Origin of the sequence: Halonotius sp. F2-221B (assembly GCF_046719765.1) — an archaeon.
Lineage (GTDB): Archaea > Halobacteriota > Halobacteria > Halobacteriales > Haloferacaceae > Halonotius.
The window spans coordinates 65,846-81,237 of the sequence record NZ_JABEBY010000010.1; the positions used below are offsets into that span (position 1 = coordinate 65,846).

Here is a 15,392-nt window from a genome sequence, read left to right on the forward strand (position 1 = left end):
ATGCCGACCACAGATCTCACCGCCTTCGTCGACGGCATCATCCACGAACCGACACAGACCGAGAGCCCAGGGGTCGATCTCACCGTCAGCGAGATCTACGAGATCACGGCACCGGGCCGTATCGATTTCGGCGGCGGCGAGTTAGAATCGGCCGACATCGAGCCTCATCCCTCGGCCAAACGCAACCCGGATGACGACTACGAGTGGTGGACACTCGACGCTGGCCAGTATCTCATCGAGTACAACGAGACGCTGTCACCGCCCGAAGACGTGTTCCTCGTTGTCCAGACCCGCGATGAGATCCTGACGCGCGGGGCGTTTCACCCGACGCTGCACACACAGGAACGCGGGCGTGTCCCTCTCAGCGTCGGCGGTGCCGGGCTCACACTCAAAGAAAACGCCCGTGTGTCGACGATCTGCCGCGCCGAGCGGCCGTGAGTATTCGTCGCACCGCGTCGGCTCCGGCTCAAGCCAGCGATTCGACTGCGTCGGCGACCGCGTCGTACTCGGGTTCTTCGCCGGGATTGTCCGCGCGCCATGCGTAGCGGACGGTTCCCGCCCTGTCGATGACGAAAACGGCTCGTTGGGCGATCCGTGAGAGGTTGATCTGTTCCCACTCGTCGACAACATCGTAGGCGTCGATGATCGCCCCGTCGTTGTCGCTGACGAGATCAAAACCAAGCTCGTGTTCAGCCCGGAATCGACTGAGGGCATATGGCAGGTCGGTGCTGATCCCGAAGACGCGGGCGTCGAGGTCAGTAAAGTCACTCAACTCGTCGCGGAACGTACACAGCTCCTCGGTACAGGTCGTCGAAAACGCCGCCGGGAAGAAGGCGAGGACCACCGGGCCACTGCCGGTGCAGTTCGAGAGTCGGAACGGTTCGGTCTCCGCGCCGACCAGTGGGGCCGCAAAATCGGGTGCATCGTCGCCAACGGTGAGCATACCGTCCCAACACGGCGATTTGCGTTGAAGATTACGGTTGGCGGCGCGGTAGACGGAGCAAAAGGCCTATATTCGCCACCGGAGTAGCCAGATACATGAGTGGTCTGCTTCCGCTGTTTGGTCCGGTCGGCCCAGAGATGCTCATCATCCTGCTCGTGCTCGTGTTGCTGTTCGGCGCGAACAAGATCCCAAAGCTTGCCCGCTCGACGGGTGAAGCGATGGGCGAGTTCAAAAAGGGTCGTGAAGAGATCGAGAAGGAACTGAACGAAGCCGCCGATCCGGATGCCGATATGGTCGAGGACGTCTCGGAGCTCGACGACGAAGAGCTTGAAACCGAGAAGGAATCAACGAACTGAGCCGCTTCGAGTCGCCGACCGCGAACCTGATTTTTGGGGCATGTGGCCTAGTGGACAAGGCGAGTGGTTCCTAACCGCTCGATCGTGGGTTCGAATCCCACCGTGCCCGCTGTCTGCGAACGATAGTGAGCAGCAGCGGCTACGGGGATTCGAAGCAGGGAGAACACGCGCAGCGGCAGCGAGCATGTTCGACCGTGGTTCGAATCCCACCATGCCCGTTTCCTCCCAGTGGGTCGGTCTCGGGCATGGCTGAGTCCCCCTCGCTCACTACGTTCGCTCGCGGGACTCCCACCATGCCTGCTGTCTGCGAGCGTAAGCAAGCAGTGACGACATGGCGAAACGAGCCATAGCAGCGCGGTAGCGAGCCTAATCCAAATATCACGAACGTTGCCCATGAAAATAGCACGTACGTAGCTATCACGGGGCTGAATTTGACCGGTATATTTATAAGCTTCGATCACGTGTATACCATACGGACTCGGCTCTGCCCCTACATGTTCTTTCTCCGGGCAGCGGCCATCCACACTCACCCAATCAATGAGCAACAGCACACCACGACCCTCACCAACCGTCCGACAGCACGAAACCGAATCCGAAACGGAGTCGGCCGATGAGACGACCCGCTGCCCCGAGTGTAGCGGCCAGCTCATCACCGACGAAGAACACGGCGAGACCGTCTGCCGTGAGTGCGGCCTTGTCGTCGAGAGCGACGAGATCGACCGCGGGCCGGAGTGGCGCGCCTTCGATAGCGCGGAACGTGACTCGAAGTCCCGTGTCGGCGCGCCGACGACGAACATGATGCACGACAAGGGGCTGTCGACCAACATCGGCTGGCAGGACAAAGACGCCTACGGCAAGTCGCTGTCCTCGAACCAACGCCAGAAGATGCAGCGGTTGCGGACGTGGAACGAGCGGTTCCGCACCCGCGACAGCAAGGAGCGCAACCTCAAGCAGGCCCTCGGCGAGATCGATCGGATGGCGTCGGCGTTGGGCCTCCCGAAGGCCGTCCGTGAGACGGCATCGGTGATCTATCGTCGCGCACTCGACGAGGATCTCCTCCCGGGTCGCTCCATCGAGGGCGTTGCGACCGCCGCGCTCTACGCCGCCGCGCGCCAGCTGAACAACCCGCGCAGCCTCGATGAGTTTGCCGCGGTCTCCCGGGTCGAGAAGATGGAGATGACCCGCACCTACCGGTATATCGTCCGCCAGCTCGGCCTCGAGGTCAAGCCGGCCGACCCCGAACAGTACGTCCCGCGGTTTGTCTCCCGACTCGACCTCGACGAGGAGGTCGAACGTGAGGCGCGGGCGTTGCTGCGGGCCGCCAAGGACGCCGCCGTCACCAGCGGGAAATCGCCGGTCGGTCTCGCTGCCGCCGCGGTGTATGCGGCCGCGCTGCTGACAAACCAGAAGGTCACACAGAGCCAGGTCGGCGAGGTTGCCGACATCTCTGAGGTCACGATCCGCAACCGCTACAAGGAGCTGCTCGAACTCGATCACGGCGAGTTGGTACAGTAGTCGAAGCCGAACCGGCGGAGCGTGAGCATCGTGGAACCCGGTGCTGATCGGTGTTTTTCAGCCGTCTACACGGGGGTTAGCGGCGAAACTACCGGGTCATATTGTGGGCGACCTATGGTAACCTATCTCAGGATACTACTATAACCCTCCAGTCGTTACGACTTGTTGCTCATGAAAAAGCAGGAGCTCATCCACCTACACGGCCTGCTTGCCGAGGTACGTACGCAGTGTGAAGCGTGGGAAGACAACGTTGATCTTACTGAGTACGAATCGCTTGGCATCAAGCCGACATCGATCCACAAATCAAAGACCGACCACAAAGCAGCTGTTTTCGAGCTGGCAAAAGGTATCACGTCCTCGATGGACGAGGTTGACGCCGAAACCGCCGAGCCGCTGGCGCCGAACGCGGACTAACACAGTTTCTCGCTGTGTGTTGCGCTACCCGTTGAGCCGTAGCACGCGGTTTGTCTCGATGCAGGACAGCCGGTGTCGACCCAAACACTATCAGCGACCGTCGACTCCGAGCGGCTATGACACAGGTGACCGTCTGGAACGAGTTTCGCCACGAACGCCAAAATGACACCGTCGCTGCGGTGTATCCTGACGGCATCCACTCCGTCATCGCCGACGCCCTCGACGAGGCCGGATTCGAGACCCAAACCGCCACCCTCGATGAGCCGGAACACGGGCTGACCGAGGCCGTCCTTGATGACACCGACGTACTGACCTGGTGGGGACATGCCGCCCACGACGAGGTGCGCGATGAGATCGTCGACCGCGTTTGTGAGCGTGTCCGCGAGGGGATGGGTTTGATCGTTCTCCACTCCGGGCACTACTCGAAGCCGTTTACCCGACTGATGGGCACCTCCTGTTCGCTAAAATGGCGGGAAGCCGCCGAAACCGAGCGGCTCTGGGTGCTCGAACCCGGCCATCCGATCGCCGATGGGATCGACGAACACATCGAGATCGATGAGGCCGAGATGTACGGTGAACGGTTTGACATCCCCGCGCCCGACACCCTCGTTTTCACCTCATGGTTCGAAGGCGGCGAGGTGTTCCGCTCGGGCTGTTGTTACCGCCGCGGCAACGGGCGGATCTTCTACTTCCGACCGGGCCACGAGACGTATCCGATCTACCACAACGAGTCGATCCAACGGGTGGTTGCCAATGCGGTCGCGTGGGCGGCCCCGGATGACGGCCCGACGCCGACGTTCGGCAACGCCGAGCCACGCGAGGACATCGACACAAGTGACGAACGAAGCGTGCACTGACTGTGTGAACCTAGCAGCTAAACCGCTGGCAGCCATACAGAGCCCAATGAGCGATGACGGTGATAGCACACAGGCCGGACTGACGCTGATGGTCGCCCTTGGTGGCGTCGCCCTCCTGATCTTTCTGCTTGGTGTCGGCGTGATCTACTATCTGAGCTATCTCGGATAGCCACACAGAACGCAAGAAAGGGTGATTTAAACCATCGGCGGTGGTTGGGAGAGCACGATGGCACGCGATCAGTCCGGCGGCATCGTAGGGTGGCTCGCGGAGTATCCGAATCTCAAAAGCATGCGGATCGGTGGATTCGGGCTGCTATTCGTCCTGTTTGGGGCGATCTATCTCTGGGTCAGCGGTGGCCTCACCGCGCTATCGCTCTTCGTATTCGGATTCTCCGCTGTCATGTGTCTGTGGATCATGTGGGCTGACTACTACACAAGTAAGTAGCCGCTTTTACCGCTCGCTATTCCGACCCATACGTCTTGCCGTCCTGCTGGTCTGCATCTTGGCGTCGGATCGCGGCCGACGCCTGAGCAGCATCGTAGCCAAAGAAGACCTCCTTCGCGTAGGTGCCAGCCACCTCGGCGGCCTGAATCAGATTGTCGACATCGACATCGACCGCGTAGAGCTCGATCGAAAACGGCGTTTCGGGGTCGGGGCCGTCGACCGCATAGCTACCGCCGAGTGCGCTCCGGAACCCGCGGGCCAGCGATTCCAGCCAGTATGTCGTCCCGTACTCCAGGTCGTAGAGCGGAACGACGAACTCATCGACATACGGCCGAAGGGCCGCAAGATCGATCCCCGCCCGCTCAGCGAGATGGCCCGGATAGGGGTCAGGATATAGCGTCAGGTACATGCGCCCCGGCACGCGCTCGCTGGCGGCGGCGACAAACTCGGTGATAATCGATTCGCGCCACGCCACCCAGTCGTCGAACTCGCTGGCGGCAAACCGTTGCTTACAGCGGTCACAACGGCAGTAGTCCTCTCGTGGGAAGCCAACATCATCGAGTCGGACAGCGTCGTTGGCGGCCGCACAGTCGCTGATCATCTCCAGTAACCCCTCTCGGTAGGCGTCGTGGGTCGGACAGATGTAATCCCAATCGAAGTACGCTCGCTCGCGGGTTGCTTTGTGGCCCTCGCTGTCGATGGGCACGAGGTCAGGATTCTCGCCCGCAGCAGCGTTGTCACCGAAACAGGAGACCATGTTGATCGCGCCCGTGATCGGCTCGTTGGGGCGGCCGGTGACATCCTTCACCTCATAGAAGGCACGGTCGAACTCCTCCCACTCGGTTTCAGGTTCGTTTCGTGTGACGATCCCATCCATAACGCCGGTTGGCGATAGCCGTGGGTAAGTGGTTCGCTCTTCGGTGTCGTGATGACCGCACGGAGAATCCGGCCCGCGCCGGGGAGAGTTATTCGTCGACGTTGACTTCGACAGGTTCGGTATCGCCCGAGAAGAGGACGTAGGCCAGTACGATGATGACGAGGACGCCAAGCAGTTTGAGTTTCTTGGACATACACCCACCAACAGTTGGGTGGGTAATAGGCTTTGCGTGGACAGGTCGTGAATGGCTTACTCGGGGTCGATGTGTGCGGCCAACTCCTCGCGGATGATCGTCCCACAGTAGGTACAGCGAACCCCCTCATCGACAACATCGAACTTTGTTTCGACGGGCTCGTTGGCGTTGGTGATACAGTTGCGGTTTGGACACGTCAGGAGACCAACGACGGTTTCCGGGCGGTCAACACGGTTCTTTTCGACGACATCGAACTCACGGATGATGTTGATCGTCGCCTCGGGGGCGATCAGCGAGATCACGTCGACCTCCGATTGGCTCAGTTCGCGGTCTTCGACCTTGACCACATCCTTCAGCCCCAACCGATCGCTGGGGACGTTCATCACGACAGAGACGCCCAACCCCGCGGAGCCGTCGATGCCAAGAATCGACAGCACGTTCAGGGCCTGGCCCCCAGAGACGTGGTCAATGACAGTGCCGTTGCGGATCTTTGAGACGCGAAGTTCACGGTCGCTCATAGTTCACCCTCCGACAGCAGGACATCAAGCAGTGCCATTCTGACCGGGACGCCGTTGTGCGCCTGTTCGAAGTACGTCGCCTGTGGCAGCGCGTCGACGGCGGGATCGATCTCGTCGACGCGAGGCAGGGGATGCATCACCGCAAGATCGTCGCTGGCGGCGTTGAGGGTGTCGGCGTCGATCTGGTACTCGCCGGCGATCTGTTTGTACTCGGTTTCGTCAGGGAACCGCTCGCGCTGAATCCGGGTCACGTAGAGCACGTCAAGTTCCGGAAGCACGTCGTCAAGTTCGGTGTGTTCGCGGAGTTGCGCGCCGGCGTTGTGGAGGTCAAACCGGACGCTGCGGGGGAGTTGAAGGCTTTCGGGGCTGATGAAATGTTGGCGCACGTCGAAGTTGGTCAGCGCGTCGGCAAGGGAGTGCACCGTCCGGCCGTACTTGAGATCGCCCATGATCCCGATTGAGAGATCATCGAGGCCGACGTTCTCGCGGATGGTGTAGAGATCAAGCAGCGTTTGACTCGGGTGGTGGCCCGCGCCGTCGCCGGCGTTGATCACCGGTACGTCGACGAACTGAGCGGCCATCTTTGCCGCGCCCTCGCTGGGATGCCGGAGCACGAGCGCGTCGGCGTAGCCTTCGACGACGCGGACGGTGTCGGCGAGGCTTTCGCCCTTTTTGACCGAGGAGGATTCGACCGTCCCCATGTCGGTTGTCGCCCCACCGAGTCGTTTGATCGCGGTCTCAAAGCTCATCTTCGTGCGCGTGCTCGGCTCGAAAAAGCAGAGGGCGAGGACGGCCTCCCGGTATCGGTCGGCGACCGCCCCGGGATCGGCGTCGATCTCCGCCGCTCGGTCGAGCACCGCCTCGATGTCGGCCCGCGAGAGTTGGGTCGCGGTGATGAGGTGGTCCTGACGCATTGTTCCAGGTGGGTCGCCGAACGCTCTTGAATCCCGCGGGTTGGGGTCGGCCGGCTTGCATCGCCAGCCGGATGTTTTTGCTGTTAGACGCTCAAACGCCAGTATGGCACACATCGATGCCGACACGCTGCTGCCGAACGGACACGTCAAGGAACTGGTCGCCGACGGCGAGATGACACAGCTCACCCGCGGACAGGCCTACGCCGACGAGGGCGATCACTTCGAGGTCGATGGCGACACCTACGCAGTCACGAGCGTCGAAGAACTCACCCTAGGTGACTTGACTGATGAGGATGCCCAGCGCGAGGGATCAGCAGACTTAGACGCGTACAAAAAGCGGCTCGTTAGAGCCCACGGCGGTGATTTTGAATGGGATGACGACGCAGACGTGGTGCGGCACCGATTCGAACCACAGTAGCGGCGTCGACACCGACAGTTAGTCGTCGTCAGCGGGCGCGGCGTCAGCGGCCCCGCTGGCTGCGTCAGTTTCGATGCTCGGCGGGTAGACACCGCGTTCGAGTTTGAGATCCGACTGCGGGCGCGCCATACAGGTCAGTGCGTAGTTTTCTTTCTCGTCTTCGGTGAAGCCGCGGGCAGCGGGCTGGGCCACGTCGCCCTCGATGATCTCGGCCGAACAGGCCAGACACATCCCGACGCGACAGGAGTACTCCTGTGCGATGCCCGCCTCCAGACAGGCACTGAGGATGGTTTCCTTGTCGGAGACCGTGATCGTCTCGTCGGTTCCGACGAACTCGACGGTGTAGTCGGTCATGTCTGCGAGGTTCGGTGACTCCGCCCAAAACTCTTGTTATGGGTTTCGTCGTCGACGGGAGGTCGGATTCGGGCACAGCCGACGGCGACGTTGAAAGACAGGAGCCGACAGGTGAAGCGGCCGGCCGATCAGCCGGCTTCTTGGCGGAATGAAAGGGCGAGCCGCTCTCGGCGAACCCGGACGACGCAAGCACCACAGTGAGCGAAGCGAACGAGGAGCGCAGCGAGTCCCGGGAGTCGAGAGCGGCGAGGGCTTTCTACACTGTGTCCAACCTGTAATCACCCAATCAAAACAGTATAGCCGACGATCCGGAACGCCTAACCCCCAACCGACCGCCATACCGACCTATGAGCATGAAGGCGACTGCGCGAGCCCACCCGATCCAAGGGCTCGTCAAATACCACGGGATGCGCGATCCGGAGCTCCGCCTGCCATACCACGACTCGATCAGCGTCTGCACCGCGCCGACGAACACGACGACGACCGTCGAGTGGCTGACCGATGTCGATGCCGAGGACGGCAACCAAGATACCTACCGCATCGACGGCGAAGTCGTTGAGGGCCGTGCCGCCGAGCGGATCAACATGGTCGTCGATCACGTCCGCGAACTCGCGGAGTTCGATCACGCCGTCCGCTTCGAAAGCGAGAACTCCTTCCCTTCGAACATCGGCTTCGGCTCCTCGTCGTCAGGCTTTGCGGCGGCCGCGATGGCACTCGTCGAAGCCGCTGGCCTCGATATGTCGCTGCCGGAAATCTCGACGGTGGCGCGCCGCGGCTCGTCGTCGGCCGCCCGCGCCGTCACGGGCGCGTTCTCGCATCTCTACGCCGGGCTCAACGACGAGGACTGCCGCTCATACCGACTGGAATCCGAGCTCGAAGACGACCTGAAGATCGTCGCCGCCCACGTGCCATCCTACAAGGAAACCGAGGAGGCCCACAAGGAGGCCGCCGAGAGCCACATGTTCCAGGCGCGGGTCGCCCACATCCCCGACCAGATCGTCGAGATGCGGGACGCGCTCCGGAAAGCCTCCTTCGAGCGCGTGTTCAAACTCGCCGAACACGACTCGCTGTCGCTGACGGCGGCGACGATGACCGGCCCCTCGGGGTGGGTCTATTGGCAGCCCGAGACGATTGCAGTGTTCAACGCTGTCCGCGAACTCCGCGAAGAGGGCGTCGAGGTCTACTTCTCAACCGACACGGGTGCGAGCGTCTACGTCAACACGACTGAGGAGTACGTCGATGAGGTCGAATCGCGGATCGCCGACATCGGCATCGAAACCGACGTGTGGGAGGTCGGCGGGCCAGCACACGTCCTGCCCGAAAGCGACGCGCTGTTCTGAAACACACCGACGCGCTGGCGACCAAGAAGATCAAGAAAACGCGTCTATCTCATCGAGATAGGAGCGCACTGCTACCAAGAAATCACGGTATCTGGTCAACTCCTGCAGCGCGTTGTACACCTCGTCGTGGTCGATGACATCGCCGTAGGTGTGTGCCAAGACGTTTCGGAAGCGAGCGGCTTGCGCCATTTCTTCGGCTGTCTCCGGCTCCAACACATCGAGATCAGCCAAGGCCATCATCGCCGCCGGGTTGCTCTCAGGGTGCACATCACGTTCGTGAACGACGATGGTTTCCGCAATATCGAGGACGGCTTCGGTTGTTTTGACGAAGCGTCGCTCAACCACGTCTCTCGTCTCGCAGTCGGCACGGTACGCCTCGCGTGACAGCGACTGTTTGTCAGCGAGTACAGCGAGACTCTTCTCAGCGGTTTCAACCGCAGTGACAATCCGTTCGATGTCGGCTTCGGAGAGCGTCATGCCAAGTGATCGTCGAGTGCAGCGAGCGCGTCATCGAACCGTTCGGCCGGCGACCGCTGGGTCGCGTCGGAATCAGTCAGCAGCTGATCGCGGAGCCGGCTCGCGTCCTGTTTTGTTCCGACAAGCTGCGTTCCGTCGTCGAATATCGACCGAACGAGTGCCGGTGGTGCGGCCCGGAGATCAACGACATCAACAGCATCTGTGCCGAGTTCAAGCGCGAGGTCGGTGCTGAGAGCCAGCCGCTGCTCAGTATGATCGGTGGCCACTGATGGCTGGTCGGTAAAGGCGACTGCCACGTCGATGTCGCTGGCGTCGGTGGCGTCACCACGGGCCAGCGATCCGAACAGAAAGCCGACCGTCACGGGGTAGTCGGTGAGAACCGTCCTGACCGTCTCGCGGACTGCGGCCTCGTCGGCGGTCGAAGGGGCCATATATAACTGTATAGCGGAATCAGACATAAGGATTCGGCCGCTGACCGGTCACGACCACAGGCCGGAAGCGACCGCCAGAACCGCAACCTTTACAATCTAATTTTCAAAAGGCAAAGTAGACTTTCATGACCTCGCAATCCGACACGGTCGCCGACCGGATCGACACCGCGCGCGCCGAGATCACGCCGACGACAGCCCTTGCGATCTTCGGCTTCGGCGCGGCGATCACGTTCACCCTGCTCGTCGTCCAGGAGCCGCTGGCTCACGAATCCCTGCACAACTTCCGGCACGCCGCCGGGATCGTCTGCCACTGACGATGTTTTTCACCTACCTCAAGCGCGGCCTGCTGGCCGGCGGCGTCGCCGGTCTCGCCTACGGGCTGTTTATGGCGACGGTCGCCAACCCGCTCGTGGGGTATCTCGAACACGCCCAACACGGCCACAGTCACGCGCCCGAGGGCGGTAGCGTCGTCGCCGAATCGACGACCGCCATCGTCAGCGTGGGCGGGGGGCTGCTGTGGGCCCTCTTTCTCGGCGGTTGCTTCGCGATCGCGCTGTATGTCCTCGAACCGGCGTTGCCCGGTCGCGGCGCGGCGAAAGGGTTCGTCCTCGCTGCGGGCGGCTTTTTAACCATCTCGGTGACGCCGTGGCTCGTCCTTCCGCCGTTTGCCCCCGGAGCCGAGCAGGCCCTGGCAACGGACACCAGATTCGCGCTCTATGCCGGCCTCGTCGTCCTCGGCGGAGCCATCGCCGCGAGTAGCGTCCTCGCGTACAACCGCGTCGAACCACAGAGTCGCGCGCTCGCGGTGGTTGCCGGCGCGCTGCCCGTCGTCGCCGCCATCGTGGTGCTGCCAGTGGTGTCGCCAACGCTGGTCACGCATCCGGAGCTGTCGGCTGACCTCGTCGCGGCCTACCGTGCGATGGTCGTCCTGAGCCAGGGCTCGATCTGGCTGCTCATCGCGGCGACGTCCGGCTGGCTCCAGCGACGGACGCCGTTCGAATCGACGACGACCGAGCCGACGCAGGCGACGCCATGAAGGATCGAACCGCCGACCACCGCGAGCGACTCGACGCCCACGTCCTCGTCTGTACGAACAGCCGCGAGGAGTACGACTGCTGTGCCGACGCGGGCGGTGAGGAAACGCTGGCAGCAGTCAAAGACTGGCTCCGCGAGCGCGACGCCTTCTGGTCGTCGGTGTCGGTCGTCGAAACCGGCTGTCTCGGCCTCTGTAGCGAGGGCGGCGCGGCGATTGCGATCCAGCCGCGCGACGAGTGGTACTCCGACGTGCAGCCCGAGGACGTGCCCGCGTTGCTCGAATCAGCGTTTGGCCCCGAGGCCGACCGCGTTGACACCGCCGCCAGCCAGCCGGCCGACGACTAACGGTAGCCGGTAAACCGACAGCCTGGCGGATTGAAAGGGCGAGACGCTATCGACGAACCCCGGCGACGTAAGCACCGTAGCGAACGTAGTGAGCGAGGAGCGCAGCGAGCCGCGGGAGTTCTGCGAGCGAAGCGAGCAGAACCTCGAAAGACGAGCGCAAGCGAGTCTTTCGGTGGTCGATAGCGTCGAGGGCTTTCTATCGCTACCCGTTCTCAACTGCTACCTCTCACACTACATCTAACGCCATGTTCATTCGGCTGGCTCCCCAACCATAGGTATGCACGTCGTTGTTCTCGGAGCCGGCTACGCAGGCGTCACCCTCACCCGCAAACTAGAAAATGCCCTCCCACCAGAGACAGACCTCACAATCGTTGACGAAGCCGACGATCACCTCGTCCAACACGAAGTCCACCGCGTCATCAGACGGCCCTCGATCACCGATGCCATCGAAGTCCCGCTTGAATCGCTGTTCGACCGCGCGGAGGTCGTCACCGCCCATGTCGAAAGCGTCGATACCGACGCCAACGAAGTCGCCCTCGACACCGGCGAAACACTCACTTACGATTACGGCGCGCTCTGCCTCGGTGCGGAAACCGCCTTCTACGACCTGCCGGGCGTCGAAGACCACGGCCTCCCGCTGAAATCCGTCTCCGACGCCGAAGCGATCCGCGAGCGCGCACTCGACCTGTTCGACGGCGACGAACCGGCGTCGGTCGTCGTTGGCGGTGCGGGGCTGTCGGGCGTCCAAGTCGCTGGCGAACTCGCCGCACTCGCGGACGAAGAAGGAGCCAGCGATCGGATCGACATCACCCTGCTCGAACAACTCGACTCCGTCGCGCCCGCCTTCCCCGAAGCCTTCCAAGACGCCGTCGCCGACGAACTGACCGACCGCGACATCGAGATCCACACCGAGACGGCCGTCACCGAAGCGACCGACTCGACGGTCGCAACGCGGCACGAAGCCACCGGCGAGAGCGACGAACTCGACGCCGACCTGTTCGTCTGGACGGGCGGCATTGCCGGCCCCGAGGCGATGGCCGGCGACCGGCCGGTCGTCCGCCGCGACCTCCGGCTGACGAAATCGACGTTCGCACTCGGCGACACCGCCCGCGTCGTTGACGCCGACGGCGAAGCGGTTCCAGCGAGTGCGTCCGCGGCGATCCGCGCCGCCACCCCGGCTGCCGAAAACATCACCAAACTGGTCGAGTGGGAGCTGGCCGGCCGCGAAGGGTTCGAGCCCGAACTCACGCCGTTTCGGTTCAATGTCCCCGGCTGGATCGTCTCGGTCGGCGACGGCGCGGTCGCACAGGTCGGCCCGGAAGTCGTCACCGGCAACGCGGCCAAAGCCCTGAAAGCCAGCGTCGGCGCGGGGTATCTCAGTTCGATCCGCGCAGTCCAGAAAGCGACCGAGTTAGTCGGCGAGGAGCTTGAGGCCTGAGGTCGACACAACGGTTATGTCTCTGTGTGCAGAACTTGCACATCATGAGCGCGAGCGACGACCCGCGGCGCGTCCATTTCCAGTCGCCGGAGTACCTCGTCGACCGGCTTGACGCAATTGCCGACCTCTTCGATACGGATCGCACCGACCTGCTCGTCGAGGCGATCCGCGAGTACATCGAGGAGACGGCCGACAGCGACAGCTTTCAGACGTTGGTTGCGAGGAAATACTACGACGGACAGCTGGATTTTGAGACTGCGAAAGAGCTCGTCGGCACCGAGACCGCCCAGCGGCTGCGGCTACTCAAGCGTGATCTCGACGACGAGCCGCTGGATCTCGACGAGCCGACCGACGAGGATATCTACGGCGGAGAGGCCGTCTCGGTCGAGCCGGGCGCGACCGACGACGCCGAGACCGTGGAAGCCGACGACGACACGGAACACCAAGCCGACGAGGAATGAACCGTCGCATGCGACTGCAGACTGTTGTTGCCGACACCAGCGCGCTCGTTAGCTTGGCGGTTCCGCGGACGGACGCAACTGTTGACACCGACGAACTGCCCGACCCACTTCAGTACGTCCTGACATCGTGTGCGGTCTCGATTCCTCCGACTGTCCGATCGGAACTTGAGACGATGGCCAGCTACGACGACATTCACGGCGCGGCAGCCAGCAACGCGCTCGCCGCCGAGGGTCACTACAGGATCGTCGATCCCTACGGCCGAACCGAAACGCCCGACGAACGACCCGAATTCGGGCTCGATGATGGCGAAACCGACGGGATCGTCCTCGCCAACAGCCTCGGCGTCGACGGGTTTCTGACCGACGAGTTCGGCGGGAGTAACTTTCCGTTGATTCACGCCGCACTACGCGGCCCGCGAATCGTCCCAACGCCTCGGCTCATCCACGATTACGCCAGCAACGGCCACATGTCGACTAGGGAGGCACGGCAACTGCTGGATTGCATCGGCGCACATCGAAGCTGGGGAGCCAGCCCGTACGTCGCGCTGCTCCGCGAGCAGCTTGAGCACTAATCGACCACCGGAGTACATTTACCGACGCCGCCGCGACCACCCATCGTGACGATCACGCTCGGCTTCGAGGACGGTACGCTCCGGGTTGAGAGCGACCGCGAGAGCGATCCCGCCCTCGATAGCCTGCCTGGCGTCGAAGCCGACCCACGCAGCGAGACGGCCCGCGCGCCGGCCCACCACTACGCGGCGATCCGCGATGTGCTCCGCCATGTCGACGCCGACGTTGCCGACACTGTCCTCGATACCGAGCCCGTCTCCTTGGCGACGAGCTACGAGCTCCGCGAGTACCAACAGGACGCCCTCGATGCGTGGCTCGACAACAACCGCCGTGGCGTGCTCGAACTCCCGACCGGGGCGGGCAAGACGGTCATCGCCTTAGCCGCGATGGCCGCCTGCGACGAACCAACCCTCGTTGTCGTCCCGACGATCGACCTCTTAGAGCAGTGGCAGCGCGAACTCGAAACCGAGTTTGAGGCACCCATCGGCCGGCTCGGCGGGGGCGAGCAGCGCGTCGAAGCGGTCACGGTGGCGACCTACGATTCGTCATATCTGCGAGCCGACGAACTCGGCGACCGGTTCGGGCTCGTCGTCTTCGACGAGGTTCACCACCTCGGCGCGGAAGGCTATCAGGATATCGCGCGCCTGCTGGCCGCACCCGACCGCCTCGGTCTGACGGCGACCTTTGAGCGGCCCGACGGGGCCCACGAGACGGTGGCCGATCTCGTCGGCTCTCGCGTCTACACCATCGACACCGACGAACTGGCGGGCGACCACCTCGCACCCTACGAGATCCGGCGGATCGAAGTCGAACTCACCCCCGAGGAACGCGCCGAATACGACGAGGTACAGGGCACGTTCGTCGATTACGTCCGGGATTCGAACATCAACTTCACCAGCGGCAGCGACTACCTCCAGTTGGTCAAACGCTCCGGCAACGATCCCCAAGCCCGCGAGGCCCTGCTCGCCAAACAGCGCGCCCGCGAGATCATGATGAACGCCGCAAACAAACGCCGCCAACTCGGCCGAATTCTCGACCGCCACCGCGAGGATCGACTCATCGTCTTCACCGCCCACACGCAACTGGTTTATGATCTTTCCGAGCGATTTCTCATCCCGGCGATCACGAACGAAACGGGCGCGAATGAGCGACGCGAGATCCTCGAACGGTTTCGCGACGGCGAGTACAGCCGGATCATCACCGCCAACGTTCTTGACGAGGGCGTCGATGTGCCGGACGCCAACGTCGGCGTCGTCCTCTCGGGCAGCGGCAGCGAACGCGAGTTTACCCAGCGACTCGGCCGGATTCTCCGCCCGAAAGCCGACGGCGGCCGGGCGATCCTCTACGAACTCGTGAGTAGCGAGACCGCCGAGGAACGAGTTGCCCAGCGACGGCGGTGACGGCGTGGCGATGGGGCGACGATGACGATGTGGTGATGTGGCGGGGATGTCACGTGTCGACGACGAGTCGGCGGCGGTGAGAGTTTTATCG

General features: G+C 62.9%; 24 protein-coding genes and 1 tRNA gene. 18 read left to right on the forward strand and 7 right to left on the reverse strand.

Features of this window, described 5'->3' with window-relative positions; translation table 11 throughout:
* Complete coding sequence (locus tag HKK80_RS08785; protein ID WP_411799223.1) at nt 1-438, forward strand: dCTP deaminase; 438 nt, start codon at nt 1-3, stop codon at nt 436-438.
* Between the two features lie 28 nt (nt 439-466).
* Here HKK80_RS08785 and HKK80_RS08790 read toward each other — a convergent pair whose 3' ends face one another.
* Nucleotides 467-943 carry a redoxin domain-containing protein gene (locus HKK80_RS08790; protein ID WP_411799224.1) on the reverse strand — a complete coding sequence of 159 codons (477 nt, stop codon included), beginning with the start codon at nt 941-943 and terminating at the stop codon, nt 467-469.
* Nucleotides 944-1,038: 95 nt separating this feature from the next.
* Here HKK80_RS08790 and HKK80_RS08795 point away from each other — a divergent pair, with 95 nt between their 5' ends.
* The 7 genes from HKK80_RS08795 (at nt 1,039) to HKK80_RS08825 (ending at nt 4,530) form a co-directional block, all read left to right on the forward strand.
* Nucleotides 1,039-1,299 carry a twin-arginine translocase TatA/TatE family subunit gene (locus HKK80_RS08795; protein ID WP_411799225.1) on the forward strand — a complete coding sequence of 87 codons (261 nt, stop codon included), beginning with the start codon at nt 1,039-1,041 and terminating at the stop codon, nt 1,297-1,299.
* 36 nt (nt 1,300-1,335) lie between these two features.
* Nucleotides 1,336-1,408, forward strand: a tRNA-Arg gene (locus HKK80_RS08800).
* 428 nt (nt 1,409-1,836) lie between these two features.
* Nucleotides 1,837-2,814, forward strand: coding sequence for a transcription initiation factor IIB (locus HKK80_RS08805; protein ID WP_411799226.1), 978 nt, complete (start codon nt 1,837-1,839; stop codon nt 2,812-2,814).
* A 171-nt stretch (nt 2,815-2,985) separates the two neighbouring features.
* Complete coding sequence (locus tag HKK80_RS08810; protein WP_411799227.1) at nt 2,986-3,228, forward strand: UPF0058 family protein; 243 nt, start codon at nt 2,986-2,988, stop codon at nt 3,226-3,228.
* A gap of 116 nt (nt 3,229-3,344) precedes the next feature.
* The gene (locus HKK80_RS08815) at nt 3,345-4,085 is read left to right on the forward strand and encodes a ThuA domain-containing protein (protein WP_411799228.1); all 741 of its coding nucleotides are present in this window, start codon (nt 3,345-3,347) and stop codon (nt 4,083-4,085) included.
* A 46-nt stretch (nt 4,086-4,131) separates the two neighbouring features.
* Nucleotides 4,132-4,254 carry a hypothetical protein gene (locus HKK80_RS08820; protein ID WP_411799229.1) on the forward strand — a complete coding sequence of 41 codons (123 nt, stop codon included), beginning with the start codon at nt 4,132-4,134 and terminating at the stop codon, nt 4,252-4,254.
* Between the two features lie 57 nt (nt 4,255-4,311).
* Entirely contained in the window at nt 4,312-4,530 is a 219-nt protein-coding gene (locus HKK80_RS08825; protein WP_411799230.1) for a hypothetical protein, read from the forward strand.
* A 16-nt stretch (nt 4,531-4,546) separates the two neighbouring features.
* Here HKK80_RS08825 and HKK80_RS08830 read toward each other — a convergent pair whose 3' ends face one another.
* The 3 genes from HKK80_RS08830 to pyrB all read right to left on the reverse strand — a co-directional run bounded on the left by HKK80_RS08830 (nt 4,547) and on the right by pyrB (nt 7,032).
* Nucleotides 4,547-5,407: a hypothetical protein gene (locus tag HKK80_RS08830; protein WP_411799231.1), complete on the reverse strand. Its 861-nt coding sequence runs from the start codon at nt 5,405-5,407 to the stop codon at nt 4,547-4,549.
* A gap of 249 nt (nt 5,408-5,656) precedes the next feature.
* Nucleotides 5,657-6,118, reverse strand: coding sequence for an aspartate carbamoyltransferase regulatory subunit (gene pyrI / locus HKK80_RS08835; RefSeq protein ID WP_411799232.1), 462 nt, complete (start codon nt 6,116-6,118; stop codon nt 5,657-5,659).
* Nucleotides 6,115-7,032, reverse strand: coding sequence for an aspartate carbamoyltransferase (gene pyrB / locus HKK80_RS08840; RefSeq protein WP_411799233.1), 918 nt, complete (start codon nt 7,030-7,032; stop codon nt 6,115-6,117). The genes pyrI and pyrB overlap by 4 nt, the downstream gene beginning before the upstream one ends.
* 103 nt (nt 7,033-7,135) lie before the next feature.
* Here pyrB and HKK80_RS08845 point away from each other — a divergent pair, with 103 nt between their 5' ends.
* The gene (locus tag HKK80_RS08845) at nt 7,136-7,450 is read left to right on the forward strand and encodes an ASCH domain-containing protein (protein WP_411799234.1); all 315 of its coding nucleotides are present in this window, start codon (nt 7,136-7,138) and stop codon (nt 7,448-7,450) included.
* A gap of 18 nt (nt 7,451-7,468) precedes the next feature.
* On the opposite strand, the gene HKK80_RS08850 is transcribed toward HKK80_RS08845, so the two are convergent.
* A complete protein-coding gene (locus HKK80_RS08850; RefSeq protein ID WP_411799235.1) occupies nt 7,469-7,804 on the reverse strand; it encodes a 2Fe-2S iron-sulfur cluster-binding protein in 336 nt (111 codons plus the stop codon).
* 353 nt (nt 7,805-8,157) lie between these two features.
* Here HKK80_RS08850 and mvaD point away from each other — a divergent pair, with 353 nt between their 5' ends.
* Nucleotides 8,158-9,144, forward strand: coding sequence for a phosphomevalonate decarboxylase MvaD (mvaD, locus tag HKK80_RS08855; RefSeq protein ID WP_411799295.1), 987 nt, complete (start codon nt 8,158-8,160; stop codon nt 9,142-9,144).
* 30 nt (nt 9,145-9,174) lie between these two features.
* Here the strand turns inward: mvaD and hepT are convergent, their stop codons facing one another.
* Together hepT and mntA are read right to left on the reverse strand one after the other, a co-directional pair.
* Nucleotides 9,175-9,621, reverse strand: a complete 447-nt coding sequence (gene hepT, locus HKK80_RS08860; protein WP_411799236.1) for a type VII toxin-antitoxin system HepT family RNase toxin — start codon at nt 9,619-9,621, stop codon at nt 9,175-9,177.
* The gene (gene mntA / locus HKK80_RS08865) at nt 9,618-10,052 is read right to left on the reverse strand and encodes a type VII toxin-antitoxin system MntA family adenylyltransferase antitoxin (RefSeq protein ID WP_411799237.1); all 435 of its coding nucleotides are present in this window, start codon (nt 10,050-10,052) and stop codon (nt 9,618-9,620) included. The genes hepT and mntA overlap by 4 nt, the downstream gene beginning before the upstream one ends.
* 125 nt (nt 10,053-10,177) lie before the next feature.
* On the opposite strand from mntA, the gene HKK80_RS08870 reads away from it, so the two are divergent.
* From HKK80_RS08870 to HKK80_RS08905, 8 genes are all read left to right on the forward strand, one after another.
* Entirely contained in the window at nt 10,178-10,366 is a 189-nt protein-coding gene (locus HKK80_RS08870) for a CbtB domain-containing protein (RefSeq protein ID WP_411799238.1), read from the forward strand.
* 2 nt (nt 10,367-10,368) lie between these two features.
* Nucleotides 10,369-11,088, forward strand: a complete 720-nt coding sequence (locus HKK80_RS08875; protein ID WP_411799239.1) for a CbtA family protein — start codon at nt 10,369-10,371, stop codon at nt 11,086-11,088.
* Entirely contained in the window at nt 11,085-11,432 is a 348-nt protein-coding gene (locus HKK80_RS08880; RefSeq protein WP_411799240.1) for a (2Fe-2S) ferredoxin domain-containing protein, read from the forward strand. The genes HKK80_RS08875 and HKK80_RS08880 overlap by 4 nt, the downstream gene beginning before the upstream one ends.
* Before the next feature lie 88 nt (nt 11,433-11,520).
* Nucleotides 11,521-11,673, forward strand: coding sequence for a hypothetical protein (locus tag HKK80_RS08885; RefSeq protein WP_411799241.1), 153 nt, complete (start codon nt 11,521-11,523; stop codon nt 11,671-11,673).
* A 36-nt stretch (nt 11,674-11,709) separates the two neighbouring features.
* On the forward strand, nt 11,710-12,870 hold the full coding sequence (locus tag HKK80_RS08890) for an NAD(P)/FAD-dependent oxidoreductase (protein WP_411799242.1): 1,161 nt from the start codon (nt 11,710-11,712) through the stop codon (nt 12,868-12,870).
* Nucleotides 12,871-12,914: 44 nt separating this feature from the next.
* Entirely contained in the window at nt 12,915-13,331 is a 417-nt protein-coding gene (locus HKK80_RS08895; protein WP_411799243.1) for a hypothetical protein, read from the forward strand.
* Nucleotides 13,328-13,903 (forward strand): hypothetical protein, encoded by a 576-nt coding sequence (locus HKK80_RS08900; RefSeq protein ID WP_411799244.1) that lies wholly within the window; start codon nt 13,328-13,330, stop codon nt 13,901-13,903. The genes HKK80_RS08895 and HKK80_RS08900 overlap by 4 nt, the downstream gene beginning before the upstream one ends.
* Nucleotides 13,904-13,948: 45 nt before the next feature.
* A complete protein-coding gene (locus HKK80_RS08905; RefSeq protein WP_411799245.1) occupies nt 13,949-15,301 on the forward strand; it encodes a DEAD/DEAH box helicase in 1,353 nt (450 codons plus the stop codon).
* Nucleotides 15,302-15,392 lie beyond the last annotated feature (91 nt).